Raw genomic sequence first — 13,764 nt, 5'->3', positions numbered from 1 at the left:
CGGCGCCGCGTCGCTACGGCTTCTGCCCGTTCTGCAGCAGCCACAGCATGATGGTCTTCTGCCGCACGTAGTTGGCGCGGACGTAGGCATAGACCAGTCCGTGCCAGCCGTCGAGGAAGCCGCCGCGCAGCAGGTAGCCGCGCCAGAAGCGCCACGCCGGCGACACGATCAGCTTGCCCAGCGTCGCGCGCTTGCCGCGGGCGAAATCGTGTTCGGCCATCATCCGAGCGTAGCGCTGCGTCTTGAGCAGCTGCTGCTCGAGCGAGCGGTACGGGTAATGGATGAGGTCGCCGCGCAAGACGCGCACCTCGCCGTCGACGCTCGCCGCTTCGTGCACTTCGCGCGTGCCGCGCCAGCCGCCGCGACGACGGTCGAACAGGCGCAGGACGCGATCGGGATAGGCGTTGCCGTGGCGCAGGAAACGGCCGAAATACTCGCTCAGCCGCGCAAAGCGGTAACCGGCCGCGCCGGCGAACCCACGCGCGCGCTCCGCCTCGATCGCCGCGCGCAACGCGTCGTCCACGCGCTCGTCGGCGTCCAGGCACAACACCCAGTCGTGCGCGGCCTGCTCGATCGCGAACTGCTTCTGGCTGCGGAAGCCGTCGAACGGCCGCAACAGCACGCGCGCGCCCAGCGAACGGGCGATCTCCACGGTGGCGTCGGTCGAATGCGAATCCACCACCACGATGTCGTCGCAGAACGACAGCGAGGCGATGCAGTCGGCGATGCGGTCGGCTTCGTTGAACGTGATAATGCAGGCCGACAGCCCGATCGAAGCCGGCGGCGAAGGCGAGGAAGCGTTGATGGCGGATTACCTGTTGTTCGCGACGGAGCGCTACGCGTTGCCCATCCTGCAACCGCTGGCGCGGGCGCTGCAAGCCGTGGGCCACGGCGTGCACGCGTGGTTCGTCGACGGCGCCGCCGGGGCCACGCTGCCGGCGCCGGTGCGCAGCGTCGGGCTGCGCGAAGCGGTCGCGCTGAAGCCGCGCGCGGTGTTCAGCGCGGCGAACTGGGTGCCGACCTTCGTGACCGGGGCGAAAGTGCAGCTGTTCCACGGCTTCAACGTCGAGAAGCGCTCCGACGAGCGCGGCCACTTCCGCGTGCGCGGACTGTTCGATCTGTACTGCACGCAGGGGCCGGCGACCACCGCGCCGTTCCAGGCGCTGGCCGCGCGCGAGCGACACTTCGCCGTGGTCGAAACCGGCTGGCCCAAGCTCGATCCGCTGTTCCGCGACGACGACGGCAGCGCGGAGGCGCTGCGCGCGCCGGCGGGTGCGCGCCCGGTGGTGATGTTCGCGTCCACGTTCACCGAGCGCCTGAGCGCGGCGCCGCACCTGTTCGACGCCATTGCCGCCGAAGTCGCGCGCGGCGAACGCTACTGGCTGCTGACCCTGCATCCGAAGTGCGCGCCGGAGCTGTTCGCGCGTTACCGCGCGCTGGCCGGCGCGAACGCGGCCTTCATCGAAACCGAGCAGCTCGTGGCGGCACAACGCGCGGCCGACGTGCTGGTGGCGGACACCACCTCGGTGGTGTCCGAGTTCGTGGTCCAGCGCAAGCCGGTGGTGACCTTCCGCAATCGCGCACCCAAGCCGCACATGCTCGATTTCGCCGAGCCGACGCAGTTGCCGGCGATGCTCGCGCATGCATTCGCGCCCGATGCGTCGCTGCGTTCGGCGCTCGCGGCCTATGCCGATGCGATCCATCCGTATCGCGATGGCCGCTCGTCCGAACGCGTGATCGCCGCGACCGAGGCGCTGTCGCGCGGCGAACTGGGCGAGCTGGCGCGCAAGCCGCCGGGTGCGTTGTGGCGCCGGCTGCAGATCCGGCACGAGCTGGGCTACTGGGGTCGCTGAATCACCAGCGCAGCGGACGCCGCGCCAGCGTTCGCGCCAGCTGCGCGTAGAGCGCGGCCGCCTCGGCTTCGGGCAGGAAGCGGATGCGCAGCGGCGGCGCCAGCGCCGAAGCGCCGGCCGTGTCCAGCCACAGCGTGGCGGTGCCGCAGCGCCGGTCGAGTGGATTGCGAGTGAGCTGCAGCGCCTGCAGCTTGTCGAGCTCGGCGAAGCGCCAGTGGCGGCTCCACCAGCCTTCGCGCACCGCGATCACGTCGGCGTTCACCGCATAGGCCGCCGCCCGCATGTGGCGCCGCGCGACGTACGCGGCCCACGGCAGCCACAGCAGCGCCAGCAACGCCCAGGGGCCCACGAACCAGGCGGCCGCGGCCGTCAGCACCAGCGCGACCGGCAGCCCCGGCAGCACCAGGCGCCACCACGCGCGGCGCGGCAGCGCGCGCCAGTCCAATTGCAGCCAGGCGGCGCGCGGCAGGAGATGTTCGATCAGCGCGTCGCAGGCGGCCGGCGTCGCGACCGGAACGAGCTCGCGCAGCGTGCGCTGCTGGTTGTGCTGTTCGGCGACGGCGGTGTCGATATCGAGGCTGCGCCGCTGCAGCAGCCGGTGCAGCAGCGTTTCGCGCAGCGTCCACGCCTGGATGCGCCGGCGCGAGGCGCTGGTCCGCCAGCGCGCGAGCAGGCCGCGTTCGACCGTGAGCCGGCGTCCGGTTTCGGTGAGGGTGAAGCCGTAGTGCTGCAGCAGCGCGAGCACGATGGAGAACAGCCGCAGCAGCGCCACGACCAGCAGCGCCAGGCTGAGGCCGGCGACCGCAAGGAACGCCGGGTCCTGCGTGCCGTTGTGCGATGCCCAGCCCAGCGCCCATTCGCCCCAGCGTTCCATCAGGTCGGGCACGAGCCGCGGATTGAACTGGGACAGGCCACCGATCGCCGCGCCGACGACGATCAGGCCGCGGTTGGAGATCAGGCCCAGGCGCAGGATTTCGCGCGGCGGCAGGGCCAGCAGGACGCGGGCTTCCGCCGCGGGCGCGGCGACGGCGGGGTCCGGGGCCGGACGACGCCGGACCAGCGCCTCGAGCGCCAGCGCATCGGCGAGCTTGAGCACGCGCATTTCCGCTTCGGGCTTCTGTCCGCCGGCCGATTCCAGGCGCACTTCGGCCACGCCGAACAAGCGGTGCAGCACCGACTGCTGGAGCGCGACGTTGTGGATGCGCGCGAAGGGAATCACGCGCACGCTGCGCTCGAGCACGCCGCTGCGTACCACCAGCGCGTCGCCGCTGAACCCGTAGCGATAGGTGTAGTAGCGCCACACCGACACCAGCGCCAGCACGCCGACGCCGATCAGCGGCCACAGTTCATTGCGGTCACCGCCGAAGAAGAACGCGGCCACCAATGGCAGCACGAACTGGCGCAGCTGCTGCAGCAGCACGAACAGCCAGGACATGGGATGCAGGCGGTGATCGGCCGCTTCGGCGCCTCCCGCTGTCGACACCTCGTGGCCTGGATCAGGCGTCGTCGTCATCGCGATCGATCTGGCGGCCAAGGATGTCGCGCAGGCGTTCCGCATCGGCGGCGTCGAGATGCGCCAGCGTCACCGCGCTGTGGCGCGTGCCCGCGGTGTGCACGGCCAGGGTGGCGAGCCGGCGTCGGCGTTGCAGTGGACCGCGCCGCAGGTCGAGGTGCTGCACCCGGGTCAGCGGCACGCGCGTCTCGCGCTGGAACATCCGGCCGCGACGGATCGCCAGGCCGTCGTCGTCCAGACGCCACGCGACATGGCGGAACTGGCGCAGTCCCAGCCACAGGCCGGCGATGGCGAACAGCAGTGCAGCGCCGAGTGCCGTGAGCAGACTCGGTCCCTCGACCACTTCGCCCACGACGAATCCCGCGAACGCCGCCGGCGCTGCGATCCAGACGCGCGACAGCGCGAACAGCCAGCGCGCGCGCGCCGGCAGCGGCTGCCAGTCGGCCATGGCCGGCGCGGCGGCGGTCGCGGCGTTCTCCATCGAAACCTCGTCCATCTCAGCGGATCTCCCGATACGGATTGTCGTAGCCGCTGCCGGAAGGGCGCAGCGTGTAGCGCTTGTAGGTCCACTGGTACTGCGCCGGATCGCGGCGCGCGATGCGTTCCAGCCCCTCGTTGAGCGCCGTCACCGCGACGACCGGATCGGCATCGGCGACCGCTGCCGGCGCGGGCTGGATGTGCAGCGCGAAGGCCGGGCGCCCGTCGCGTCCGCCATCGATGCGTTCGCAGTAGGCGAAGACGACGGCGGCGCCGGTGCGGTGCGCGAGCCGGCCCAGCAGGGTCATGGTCAACGCGGGCACGCCGAAGAACGGCGCGAACTCGCCGTCGCCGCGCTTGGGTTGCTGATCGGGCAGGACCCCGACCACCCCGCCGTCCTTGAGCAGCTTGAACAGCTGGCGCACGCCCGGTCCCTCCGCGCGCACCTGGGTCACCCGCTGTGCATGGGCATCGTCGGCGCGTACGCGGCGCAGGAAGGCATCGCCAATCGCCGATTCCGGCGGCGCGTACAGGATCGCCAGCGGCGTGTGCGAGGCGAGCCACTGGTTGAGCAGCTCCCAGTTGCCGTAGTGCGGCGCGGCGACGATCACGCCGCGCCCGGCCGCGATCGCTGCATCGAACAGCTCGATGCCGTGATGCTCGCGGATCAGCGCGAGGTTTTCCTCGTGCGGACGCGTCCACAACCGCAGCGTCTCGATCGCCTGGCGCGCGGTCGTGCGCACGATGCGCTGCTGCAATTCCTCGCGCTGCGCGGGCAACAGCTCGGGGTGGATGAGCTCGAGGTTGCGGCGGGCGACGCGCGCCTCGCGCAGGTTCCGGCGCAGCATGACGGCGGCGAGCGCGTCGCCCAGCCGCAGCAGCCAGGGCCAGGGCAGGCGGGTGAGCAGGGCGGCGAGGCCGTGGAGAAGGCGGGCGATGAAGTCGGCCATGGGCGGCGAGTGTAGCGGCCACCCGTGCGGCACCCCGAGCGACTCAGCCTTTAAGCTCTGTCCGATTCCCGATTCCCGATTCCCGATTCCCGATTCCCGATTCCCGATTCCCGATTCCCGATTCCCGATTCCCATGCTTGCCCTGATCCAGCGCGTCACCGAAGCGCGCGTCACCGTCGACGATGAAACCGTGGGCGCGATCGGCCCCGGCCTGGTGGCCCTGGTCGGCGTCGAGCCCGGCGACGGCGAGGCACAGGTCGCGCGCATGGCCGAACGCCTGCTCGGCTACCGCGTCTTCGCCGACGCGCAGGGGCGCATGAACCTGGGACTCGCGGACACGGGCGGCGGCCTGCTCCTGGTCAGCCAGTTCACCCTGGCGGCCGATACCCGCAGCGGCATGCGGCCGGGCTTCTCGACCGCCGCGGCGCCGGAGGCAGCTGAACCCGTGTTCAACCGGCTGCTGGCAACGTGCCGGCAAAAGCACGCGCCGGGGGTGGAAACCGGGCGCTTCGGTGCCCATATGGTGGTCAGCCTGGTCAACGACGGTCCGGTGACCTTCCTGCTCAAGGCGTAACGCGGGCCTTTGGCCCGTCGCCCCTTCGCAGGAGCGACCAGCCAACCCGCGAACCCCCGTCCCACCCGCGCGCCTCTACCTCACGGGCGCGGTCCGCTCCAGCAATCCCGCAAGCCAAGCACCCCGCCGCGCAGTATAATGCTTGGTTCCCTTAGTACCCCTCCCGGTGTCCAGTCCATGGCCAACGAACGTCCAGCGCCCCAGTCCGATATCAAGCAGCTGATCAGCAAGGGCCTGGAGCAGGGCTACCTGACCTATGCCGAAGTCAACGACCACCTCCCCGACGATCTCGTCGATGCGGAGCAGATCGAAGACATCATCGGCATGATCAACGGCATGGGCATCGAGGTGCACGAAGTCGCGCCGGATGCCGAAACCCTGCTGCTCGCCGGCGAAGCGAGCCCGGGTGGCCGCGACGTCGACGAAACCGCGGCCGAGGAAGCCGCCGCCGCGCTGACCGCGCTGGACGGCGAAGGCGGCCGCACCACCGACCCGGTGCGCATGTACATGCGCGAGATGGGCACGGTGGAACTGCTGACGCGCGAAGGCGAAATCGCCATCGCCAAGCGCATCGAGGAAGGCCTGAACCAGATGCAGGCGGCGCTGGCCTCGTTCCCGGCGACCATCCAGCAGATCCTCGCCGACTACGAGATCCACAAGACCGGCAAGAAGCGCCTGGCCGAGATCGTCGTCGGTTTCCTCGACGCCGAGCCCGAACCCGAGCCGGTGCCGGTGCCCGTCGCCGCTGCCGAAGTCAGCGAGGAGGAAGACGAAGACGACGACGTCGAAGTCGCCGACGACGAAGCCGCCGACGAAGGCCCGACCGGCCCGGATCCGGCCGAAGTCGCCGCGCGCATGGAAAAGATCGCCGATGCGTGGGGCCGCTTCGAAAAGGCCTATGCCAAGCACGGTCCGAGCCACAAGAGCGTGATCAAGGCGCGCGAGGAGATGGCGGAAGTCTTCGTCACCCTCAAGCTGCCGCTGGGTCTGACCGACACGCTGGTGAAGAACCTGCGCGACGTGCAGAACCGGGTCAAGGATCACGAGCGCCGCATCCTCGACCTGTCCACCCGCGTCGCCAAGATGCCGCGCAAGGACTTCATCCGTGCCTGGGAAGGCAACCAGACCAACCTGGGCTGGGTCGACGACGTGCTCAAGCGCAAGCAGAAGTGGTCGTCGGGCCTGCGCGACGTCAAGGACCAGATCATCGCCGAGCAGGAAGCCACCATCGCCATCGAACAGGCCAATTTCCTGACCCTGGCCGACCTCAAGGACATCAGCCGCGCGATGGCCTACGGCGAAGCCAAGGCGCGCAAGGCCAAGAAGGAAATGGTCGAGGCCAACCTGCGCCTGGTGATCTCGATCGCCAAGAAGTACACCAACCGCGGCCTGCAGTTCCTCGACCTGATCCAGGAAGGCAACATCGGCCTGATGAAGGCGGTCGACAAGTTCGAGTACCGCCGCGGCTACAAGTTCTCGACCTATGCGACCTGGTGGATCCGCCAGGCGATCACCCGTTCGATCGCCGACCAGGCGCGCACCATCCGCATCCCGGTGCACATGATCGAGACGATCAACAAGCTCAACCGCATTTCCCGCCAGATGCTCCAGCAGTACGGCCGCGAGGCCACGCCGGAGGAGCTGGCCAAGGAAATGGACATGCCGGAAGACAAGATCCGCAAGGTCATGAAGATCGCGAAGGAACCGATCTCCATGGAAACGCCGATCGGCGACGACGAGGATTCGCACCTGGGCGACTTCATCGAGGACACCAACGTGGAGTCCCCGGTGGATGCGACGACCAACATCAACCTCTCGGAAACCGTGCGCGACGTGCTCGCCGGCCTGACCCCGCGGGAAGCCAAGGTGCTGCGCATGCGCTTCGGCATCGACATGAACACCGACCACACCCTGGAAGAGGTCGGCAAGCAGTTCGACGTCACCCGCGAGCGCATCCGCCAGATCGAGGCCAAGGCGCTGCGCAAGCTGCGTCACCCGAGCCGTTCGGAACAGCTGCGTTCGTTCCTCGACATCGACTGACGTCGCCGCGCCGTACCGAAACCGAAGAGCCGGCCCATGGCCGGCTCTTTTTTTGTTCCTCAGTAAGGCGTCCCGTCCCGGCGACGGTACGAGCGCTCACCCGCCTCCAGCTTGAGGTCGATGTCCGGATAGGTGCACGCATCGGTGTCCCGGCGCCGACTGCCCACTTCGAGCAGCACGGCGTCGTGCTCGGATCGGTTCTGCAGGTGATGTCCGTTGGCATCGCCGGCGCGGAACCCGGCGGAATCACCTGCGCGCAGTACTTCTTCGCCGTCGTCCGTCACCAGCACCACTTCGCCTTCCAGCACGTGCACGAACTCGTCCTCGGCCGAGTGCCAATGGCGCTGGCTCGACCAGGTTCCCGGCGGCAGACGCAGCAGGTTCACGCCAAACTGGGTCAGCCCGGCGGCGTCGCCTAGCGCGGTGCGGATGCGTTGCGCGCAGGGCGCGTCGTAGGGCGGCGGATAGCCGGTGCCGGTGCGCGAGGGGAGCGTCGCGGCGTCGATCTTCTTCATGCGTTCCTCGGGGCGGCAAGCCGGCTCCATTCTAGGATGGGCGTGCGATGGCAGGCATAATTCCCGACGCGCACGGGCCTATAGCTCAATGGTTAGAGCAGAGGACTCATAATCCTTTGGTTCCAGGTTCGAGTCCTGGTGGGCCCACCACATCGTGTAGCGCAGGCTTCGTCGTCGTGATGACGATCGCGATCCGCGCCTGTCTCAGCCGCGCCGCGCGGCTTCGATCGCGGCGATGTCGATCTTGCCCATCTGCATCATCGCTTCGAATGCGCGCTTCGCCGCGGCGCGGTCGGGATCGGTGATCGCCGCCGTGAGTGCGCGGGGCGTGATCTGCCACGACAGGCCCCACTTGTCCTTGCACCAGCCGCAGGCGCTTTCCTCGCCGCCGTTACCGACGATCGCGTTCCACAGGCGATCGGTTTCGGCCTGGTCGTCGGTGGCGACCTGGAAGGAAAAGGCCTCGCTGTGCCGGAACATCGGCCCACCGTTGAGTCCCAGGCAGGGAATGCCCATCACCGTGAACTCGACCGTCAGCACGTCGCCTTCCTTGCCGGAGGGGTAATCGCCTGGCGCGCGATGCACCGCATCGACCGAACTGTCCGGAAACGTGGCGGCGTAGAACGTCGCGGCTTCCAGTGCGGTGCCGTCGTACCACAGGCAAATCGTGTTCTTGCTGACCATCGTGTTCTCCCTTGTCCGGAAGCGGGTGCGGGCGTCGCCGGCGTGCGCCCGACGCAGATGCGCCGACGCGCAGCATGCCACGGATGTCGTGCACGGCTCGCGTGCGGCGCCGTGGCGCGGATACAGCCTATCGGACACGTTGCGGCCGCCGTGTGCAGTGCGGGAGATTCGGGGAGCAGGTGTCGTGAACCAGCCCACGCACGCAGGGTGGGCTCGAGTCCCCTACGCGGCGCGTTCGTCCAGCGCGTGGCGCGAAAAACGCGCGCGATAGTCGCTGGGCCCCACGCCGAGACGACGCTGGAATGCACGCCGCAGCGCCTGCTCGTCGGCGTAACCGGCCAGCGCGGCCACGGACTTCAGCGGCAGCGCGGTTTCCTCGAGCGCGCGGCACGCGGCTTCCAGGCGCATCGCATCGACCGTCTTCGCCGGCGTGCGGCCGACGTGGGCCGCGTACAGGCGCGCGAAGTTGCGCGCACTCATCCCGGCGCGCTCGGCGAGCACTTCCACGCGCAGGTCGCCGCGCAGGTTCGCGGCCATCCAGGCGTGGAGATCGGCGAAGCGCGCATCGCTGCTCGCCTGTGCCTTCAGCGGCACGCTGAATTGCGATTGCCCGCCGGCGCGCTTCACGAACACGACCAGTTCGCGCGCGGTCTCGATGGCGACGCGGTGGCCGTGGTCTTCCTCGATCAGCGCGAGGGTGAGGTCGATGCCCGCGCTGACGCCGGCCGAGGTCCAGATCGCGCCGTCGCGCACGAAGATGCGGTCGGCATCGACGTGCACCGACGGGAAGCGTTCGCCGAGCTGCTCGGCCCAGTGCCAGTGCGTCGCGGCGCGGCGGCCGGCCAGCAGTCCCGCTTCGGCGAGTACGAAGGCGCCGGTGCACACCGAGGCGACGCGTCGCACCGCAGGCGCGGTCTGCGCGACCCAGTGCGCGAGCGCGGCCGGCGCCTCGAAGCGCGTGCCCGCGCAGCCGCCGGGCACCATCAGCGTGTCGATACGCTGATCGCGCAAGACCTCGACTGCATCGGTGTCGATGCGCAGTCCGCAGCCGGTGGTGATCGCGCCGCCTTGCACCGACACGACGCGCACGTCGTAGCGGTGCGCGGCGTCGAGCAGGCGGTTGGCGGTGGCGAAGGCCTGCAGCGGACCGCTCAGATCGAGCAGGTTCATGTGGTCGTAGGTGGTGACGGCAACCGTGCGCTTCATGGCGGGCATCCGGCGCTGCATCAGCGGGCAGCGGGCGACCAAGCGTACTCAAAGTCGATCGCGACGCCGCGTGCGGTGGTGCGACCGTAGCGGTGCTCGACCGCGGCGAGCACGGCGTCGAACAGCGGCAGGGCGGCGCCGGTCGCGATCACGTCGATGCGATGCTTGGTGTCGGCCGGCTGCGCGCTGTCGGGCAGCCAGACCAGGCCGGAACCGCCGCGCACCTGCGGCGTGGCCGCCACGCCGTAGGCGGTGCTGCGGCCGGTGCGCGAAAAGGCATCCGCGGTCAGCGCCAGGGCGACGTCGTCCATGCCCGGCGTGAGCGGCAGCGCGAGGCGCTCCGTCGGGTGGAACCACTTGTTGGTCGCATTCAGCTTGAGCAGCGGCCACAGGTTGCCCGCGCCCGGCTTGAACGCATCGCTGTCGTGCGTCGTGCTCCAGTCGCGCACGCCAAAGCCGGCGCCGACCTGCAGCGCCGCGTCGTGGCCCGCGATGGATTCGAGCAGCGCCAGCGCGGTGGGAATCGCGGCGCTGATGCCGGCGCTCGACGCCAGCCGTCCGTCGACGACGTAGCGCGTGTTGGCCACCCACGTCGTCTGCGGGTAGTGCTCGCGGCGGTGCGACTCGGTGGCCCAGTGCGCGGTGGCGCGATGGCCCGCGAGCAGGCCCGCGTTCGCGACCACCAGCGCGCCGTCGCAGATGCTGACGATCGTCGCGCCCTTCGCGTGTTGTGCGCGGATCCAGGCCAGCAGTTGCGCATCGTCGCGGCGCACGACGGCGGGAACGACGACGTAGTCGGCGCCGTCGGGGAAGCGCGCGTCGAAGCCGCGCACGTCCGTATCCGCCTGCAGGCGCAGCGCCGGCCGCATCTGCATCGCGCCGGGCTGCAGCGAGACGGTGAACGCGTCGACGGCGCCGGAGCGCTGCAGCACCGCGTAGGGGATGACGAAGTCGGTGAGCTCGGTGCCGGCGTTGTGGCCGACGACGGCGACGACCGGTCGGGCGCGTCCGTGCGGGGCGGCGTAGGGGGCGAAGTGGTCCGGCGTGGGGGCGGTGGTGCTCGCGGTGGCGGTGAAGATCAGGCCGAACGACAACACCAGGGTGGTCAGGGCTTTGAGGACGGACATGGCGGCAGGGACGTGGTGGGGCGTCCACTGTGCGGTCAGTGCTCGCGGCGCTTGTGCCAGTGATCGATCATTTCCTGCCAGGGGCGTACGGGCTGAGGCCAGCAGCGCCATTGGGGCCGATTCCGCTTCGCCGCCCCTCATCCGCCCCTGCGGGGCACCTTCTCCCGGAGGGAGAAGGGAACAGCGACAGCAACAACGACAGCAACAACGACAGCAACAACGACAGCAACAACGACAGCAACAACGACAGCAACAACGACAGCAACAACGACAGCAACAGCAACGGATCAGCGGATCACGAAGTCGTAATAGCGCTTCGGTTCCGGCTCCGGATCGAGGGTGAAGTGCCACCACTCCAGCGGATAGTTGCGGAAGCCGGCGGCTTGCATGATCACGCGCAGGCGCTCGCGGTTGCGCCGTTGCGCGACGGTGGCTTGCGGCGAATCGGTGTTCGCGAGCGGATCGAAGAAGTCGAAGCCGGTGCCCATGTCGAGCGGCTTGCATTCGCCGCCGGCGGCGTCGCACTGCAGCAGCGTGAGATCGGCGGTGGCGCCGCGGCTGTGGCCGGAAGTGGGCGAGATGTAGTCGCCGAGCAGGGCGCGCTTGTCCAGGTTCGGGTAGTACTGCGGCTTGGTGCGCTGGTCGGCGAGATCGTGGGCCCAGGCGACGAAATGCCGCACCGCACGCGCGGGCCGGTAACAGTCGTAGATGCGCAGGCGCATGTGCTCGCCGCGCAGCTGCATCTCGGCACGTGCCAGTGCACGTGCGGCCGGGACCTGCAGGAAACAGCGCGCTGCTTCGTAACCGTCCACGCGCGTACCGGTGAAGTTGTCGCTGCCGGCGTAGCGCATCTGCAGGTCGATGTCGGGTACCAGGCTGCGGATGTCGACCATGCCGGCCGCGTCCGGAGTATCCGCAGCGGTCAACGGCATGGATGCAGTCATCGGCGCCGGTGTCGAAGCGCAGGCCGCCAGCGCCACGGCAACCGCAATCACGACGAGCCCGCGCGGCTTCATCCGCGCCGGCTCAGAAAGAATCGGCCGGCACGCGCACCGCGCCTTCCATCAGCACGCGCGCGCTGCGGCTCATGATCGCCTTGGTGACGGTCCACTGGCCGTCGACGAGCTTCGCCTGCGCGCCGACGCGCAACGTGCCGGAGGGATGGCCGAAGCGCACCGCTTCGCGCTCACCGCCGCCGGCGGCGAGGTTCACCAGCGTGCCGGGAATCGACGCCGCCGTGCCGATCGCGACCGCCGCGGTGCCCATCATCGCGTGGTGCAGCTTGCCCATCGACAGCGCGCGCACATGCAGGTCGATGTCGCCGGCGGCGATGCGCTTGCCGCTGGAGGCGGTGTAGTCCTGCGCCGGGGCGACGAAGGCGACCTTCGGCGTGTGCTGGCGCGTGGCGGCGTCCTCGACCTTCGCGATCAGGCCCATGCGCACCGCGCCGTGTGCGCGGATCGTCTCGAAGCGCGCGAGCGCGGCCTTGTCGTCGTTGATCGCGCCCTGCAGCTCGGTGCCGGTGTAACCCAGGTCGGCGGCGTTGAGGAAGATGGTCGGAATGCCGGCGTTGATCAGCGTTGCCTTGAACGTGCCGACGCCCGGTACTGCGAGATCATCGACGAGATTGCCGGTCGGGAACATCGCGCCGCCGCCTTCGCCTTCGTCGGAAGGATCGAGGAATTCCAGCTGGATTTCCGCGGCGGGGAAAGTCACGCCGTCGAGTTCGAAGTCGCCGGTCTCCTGCACCTGGCCGGCGCTGACCGGCACGTGCGCGACGATGGTCTTGCCGATGTTCGCCTGCCAGATGCGCACGGTGCAGCTGCCGTCGTGCGGGATCTTCGCCGGATCGATCAGGCCGTTGGCGATCGCGAACGGACCGACGGCGGAGGACAGGTTGCCGCAGTTGCCGCTCCAGTCGACGAACGCGGTGTCGATGGACACCTGGCCGTAGAGGTAGTCGACGTCGTGGTCCGGCTGCGTCGACTTCGAGATGATCACGCATTTGCTCGTGCTCGAAGTCGCGCCGCCCATGCCATCGGTGTGCTTGCCGTAGGGATCGGGCGAACCGATCACGCGCATCAGCAGCGCATCGCGCGCCGCGCCGGGCACCTGCGCCGCGGGCGGCAGGTCCTCGAGGCGGAAGAACACGCCCTTGCTGGTGCCTCCACGCATGTAGGTGGCGGGGATGCGGAGTTGGGGGGCGTGGGTCATGGGTCTGCTCTGTTGGAGTTCATGCCGTCATCCGGGCCTGGCAACGGAGTTGCTGTTGCGCGGCCACGGGACGCGGTGCGATGGCCTGGTCCTCGCAGGGCCCGCAAGGCGACCGAGGCTCGAGGCGAAATTGTCGGCGCCACCGACACCAGGTTCAATCGGCTGCGCGCAGCTCCTGGGCGAGCCCGATCAGGATGCCTTCGGGACCACGGATGTAGCAGAGACGGTAGATGTTTTCGTAATCGACGACTTCATCGACCACGGATGCACCGAGCTTCCGGAGGCGGGCGAGGGTGTCATCGAGGTCCTCGACGGCGAACATGACGCGCAGGTATCCCAGCGCGTTCACCGGGGCCGTGCGGTGGTCGGAGGCAATCGCGGGAGCGTCGAAGCGCGACAGCTCGAGGCGGCTGTGGCCGTCGGGGGTGCGCATCATGGCGATCTCGACGCGCTGGCCGCGCAGTCCGGTGATGCGGCCAGCCCACTCCCCTTCGATGGGCATGCGGCCCTCGAGGTCGAGGCCGAGTTCAAGGAAGAACGCGATGGCGGCATCGAGGTCCTCCACCACGATGCCGACGTTGTCCATGCGCTTGACGGTCATGACGCGTCCC

Annotated in this window: 14 protein-coding genes and 1 tRNA gene; 4 read left to right on the top strand and 11 right to left on the bottom strand. The window is 69.3% G+C overall.

Features of this window, described 5'->3' with window-relative positions; genetic code table 11:
• Window positions 1–13: 13 nt before the first annotated feature.
• Window positions 14–772, bottom strand: a complete 759-nt coding sequence (locus ACFPN1_RS09445; RefSeq protein ID WP_386754859.1) for a glycosyltransferase family 2 protein — start codon at window positions 770–772, stop codon at window positions 14–16.
• Between the two features lie 28 nt (window positions 773–800).
• On the opposite strand from ACFPN1_RS09445, the gene ACFPN1_RS09440 reads away from it, so the two are divergent.
• Window positions 801–1,853, top strand: a complete 1,053-nt coding sequence (locus ACFPN1_RS09440; RefSeq protein WP_386754858.1) for a CDP-glycerol glycerophosphotransferase family protein — start codon at window positions 801–803, stop codon at window positions 1,851–1,853.
• A 1-nt stretch (window position 1,854) separates the two neighbouring features.
• On the opposite strand, the gene ACFPN1_RS09435 is transcribed toward ACFPN1_RS09440, so the two are convergent.
• Genes ACFPN1_RS09435 through ACFPN1_RS09425 form a run of 3 tightly spaced genes read right to left on the bottom strand, consistent with a single transcriptional unit; the run spans window position 1,855 to window position 4,793 of the window.
• The gene (locus ACFPN1_RS09435) at window positions 1,855–3,366 is read right to left on the bottom strand and encodes a PH domain-containing protein (RefSeq protein ID WP_386754638.1); all 1,512 of its coding nucleotides are present in this window, start codon (window positions 3,364–3,366) and stop codon (window positions 1,855–1,857) included.
• Complete coding sequence (locus ACFPN1_RS09430) at window positions 3,350–3,847, bottom strand: PH domain-containing protein (protein WP_386754856.1); 498 nt, start codon at window positions 3,845–3,847, stop codon at window positions 3,350–3,352. The genes ACFPN1_RS09435 and ACFPN1_RS09430 overlap by 17 nt, the downstream gene beginning before the upstream one ends.
• Window positions 3,848–3,863: 16 nt before the next feature.
• A complete protein-coding gene (locus tag ACFPN1_RS09425) occupies window positions 3,864–4,793 on the bottom strand; it encodes a lauroyl acyltransferase (RefSeq protein ID WP_386754637.1) in 930 nt (309 codons plus the stop codon).
• A gap of 133 nt (window positions 4,794–4,926) precedes the next feature.
• On the opposite strand from ACFPN1_RS09425, the gene dtd reads away from it, so the two are divergent.
• Both dtd and rpoD read left to right on the top strand, forming a co-directional pair.
• Window positions 4,927–5,367 (top strand): D-aminoacyl-tRNA deacylase, encoded by a 441-nt coding sequence (gene dtd / locus ACFPN1_RS09420; RefSeq protein WP_386754636.1) that lies wholly within the window; start codon window positions 4,927–4,929, stop codon window positions 5,365–5,367.
• Between the two features lie 177 nt (window positions 5,368–5,544).
• Window positions 5,545–7,407 (top strand): RNA polymerase sigma factor RpoD, encoded by a 1,863-nt coding sequence (gene rpoD / locus ACFPN1_RS09415; protein WP_386754635.1) that lies wholly within the window; start codon window positions 5,545–5,547, stop codon window positions 7,405–7,407.
• A gap of 59 nt (window positions 7,408–7,466) precedes the next feature.
• On the opposite strand, the gene ACFPN1_RS09410 is transcribed toward rpoD, so the two are convergent.
• Window positions 7,467–7,922 carry a cupin domain-containing protein gene (locus ACFPN1_RS09410; RefSeq protein WP_386754634.1) on the bottom strand — a complete coding sequence of 152 codons (456 nt, stop codon included), beginning with the start codon at window positions 7,920–7,922 and terminating at the stop codon, window positions 7,467–7,469.
• Window positions 7,923–7,996: 74 nt separating this feature from the next.
• On the opposite strand from ACFPN1_RS09410, the gene ACFPN1_RS09405 reads away from it, so the two are divergent.
• Window positions 7,997–8,072, top strand: a tRNA-Ile gene (locus ACFPN1_RS09405).
• Window positions 8,073–8,126: 54 nt separating this feature from the next.
• On the opposite strand, the gene ACFPN1_RS09400 is transcribed toward ACFPN1_RS09405, so the two are convergent.
• The 6 genes from ACFPN1_RS09400 to ACFPN1_RS09375 all read right to left on the bottom strand — a co-directional run bounded on the left by ACFPN1_RS09400 (window position 8,127) and on the right by ACFPN1_RS09375 (window position 13,754).
• Window positions 8,127–8,606, bottom strand: a complete 480-nt coding sequence (locus ACFPN1_RS09400; protein ID WP_386754633.1) for a VOC family protein — start codon at window positions 8,604–8,606, stop codon at window positions 8,127–8,129.
• A 222-nt stretch (window positions 8,607–8,828) separates the two neighbouring features.
• On the bottom strand, window positions 8,829–9,812 hold the full coding sequence (locus tag ACFPN1_RS09395; RefSeq protein ID WP_386754632.1) for a GlxA family transcriptional regulator: 984 nt from the start codon (window positions 9,810–9,812) through the stop codon (window positions 8,829–8,831).
• A 20-nt stretch (window positions 9,813–9,832) separates the two neighbouring features.
• Entirely contained in the window at window positions 9,833–10,939 is a 1,107-nt protein-coding gene (locus ACFPN1_RS09390) for a DJ-1/PfpI family protein (protein WP_386754631.1), read from the bottom strand.
• A gap of 287 nt (window positions 10,940–11,226) precedes the next feature.
• Window positions 11,227–11,832, bottom strand: coding sequence for a M15 family metallopeptidase (locus ACFPN1_RS09385; protein ID WP_465262151.1), 606 nt, complete (start codon window positions 11,830–11,832; stop codon window positions 11,227–11,229).
• Between the two features lie 133 nt (window positions 11,833–11,965).
• Entirely contained in the window at window positions 11,966–13,153 is a 1,188-nt protein-coding gene (gene prpF, locus ACFPN1_RS09380) for a 2-methylaconitate cis-trans isomerase PrpF (protein ID WP_386754629.1), read from the bottom strand.
• Between the two features lie 154 nt (window positions 13,154–13,307).
• Window positions 13,308–13,754, bottom strand: coding sequence for a VOC family protein (locus ACFPN1_RS09375; RefSeq protein WP_386754628.1), 447 nt, complete (start codon window positions 13,752–13,754; stop codon window positions 13,308–13,310).
• Window positions 13,755–13,764: the final 10 nt, after the last annotated feature.

Source organism: Lysobacter yangpyeongensis, from assembly GCF_042655745.1.
Lineage (GTDB): Bacteria > Pseudomonadota > Gammaproteobacteria > Xanthomonadales > Xanthomonadaceae > Agrilutibacter > Agrilutibacter yangpyeongensis.
Note: the sequence above shows the minus strand (reverse complement) of the source record. Positions and strands in the feature narration are given on the sequence as shown.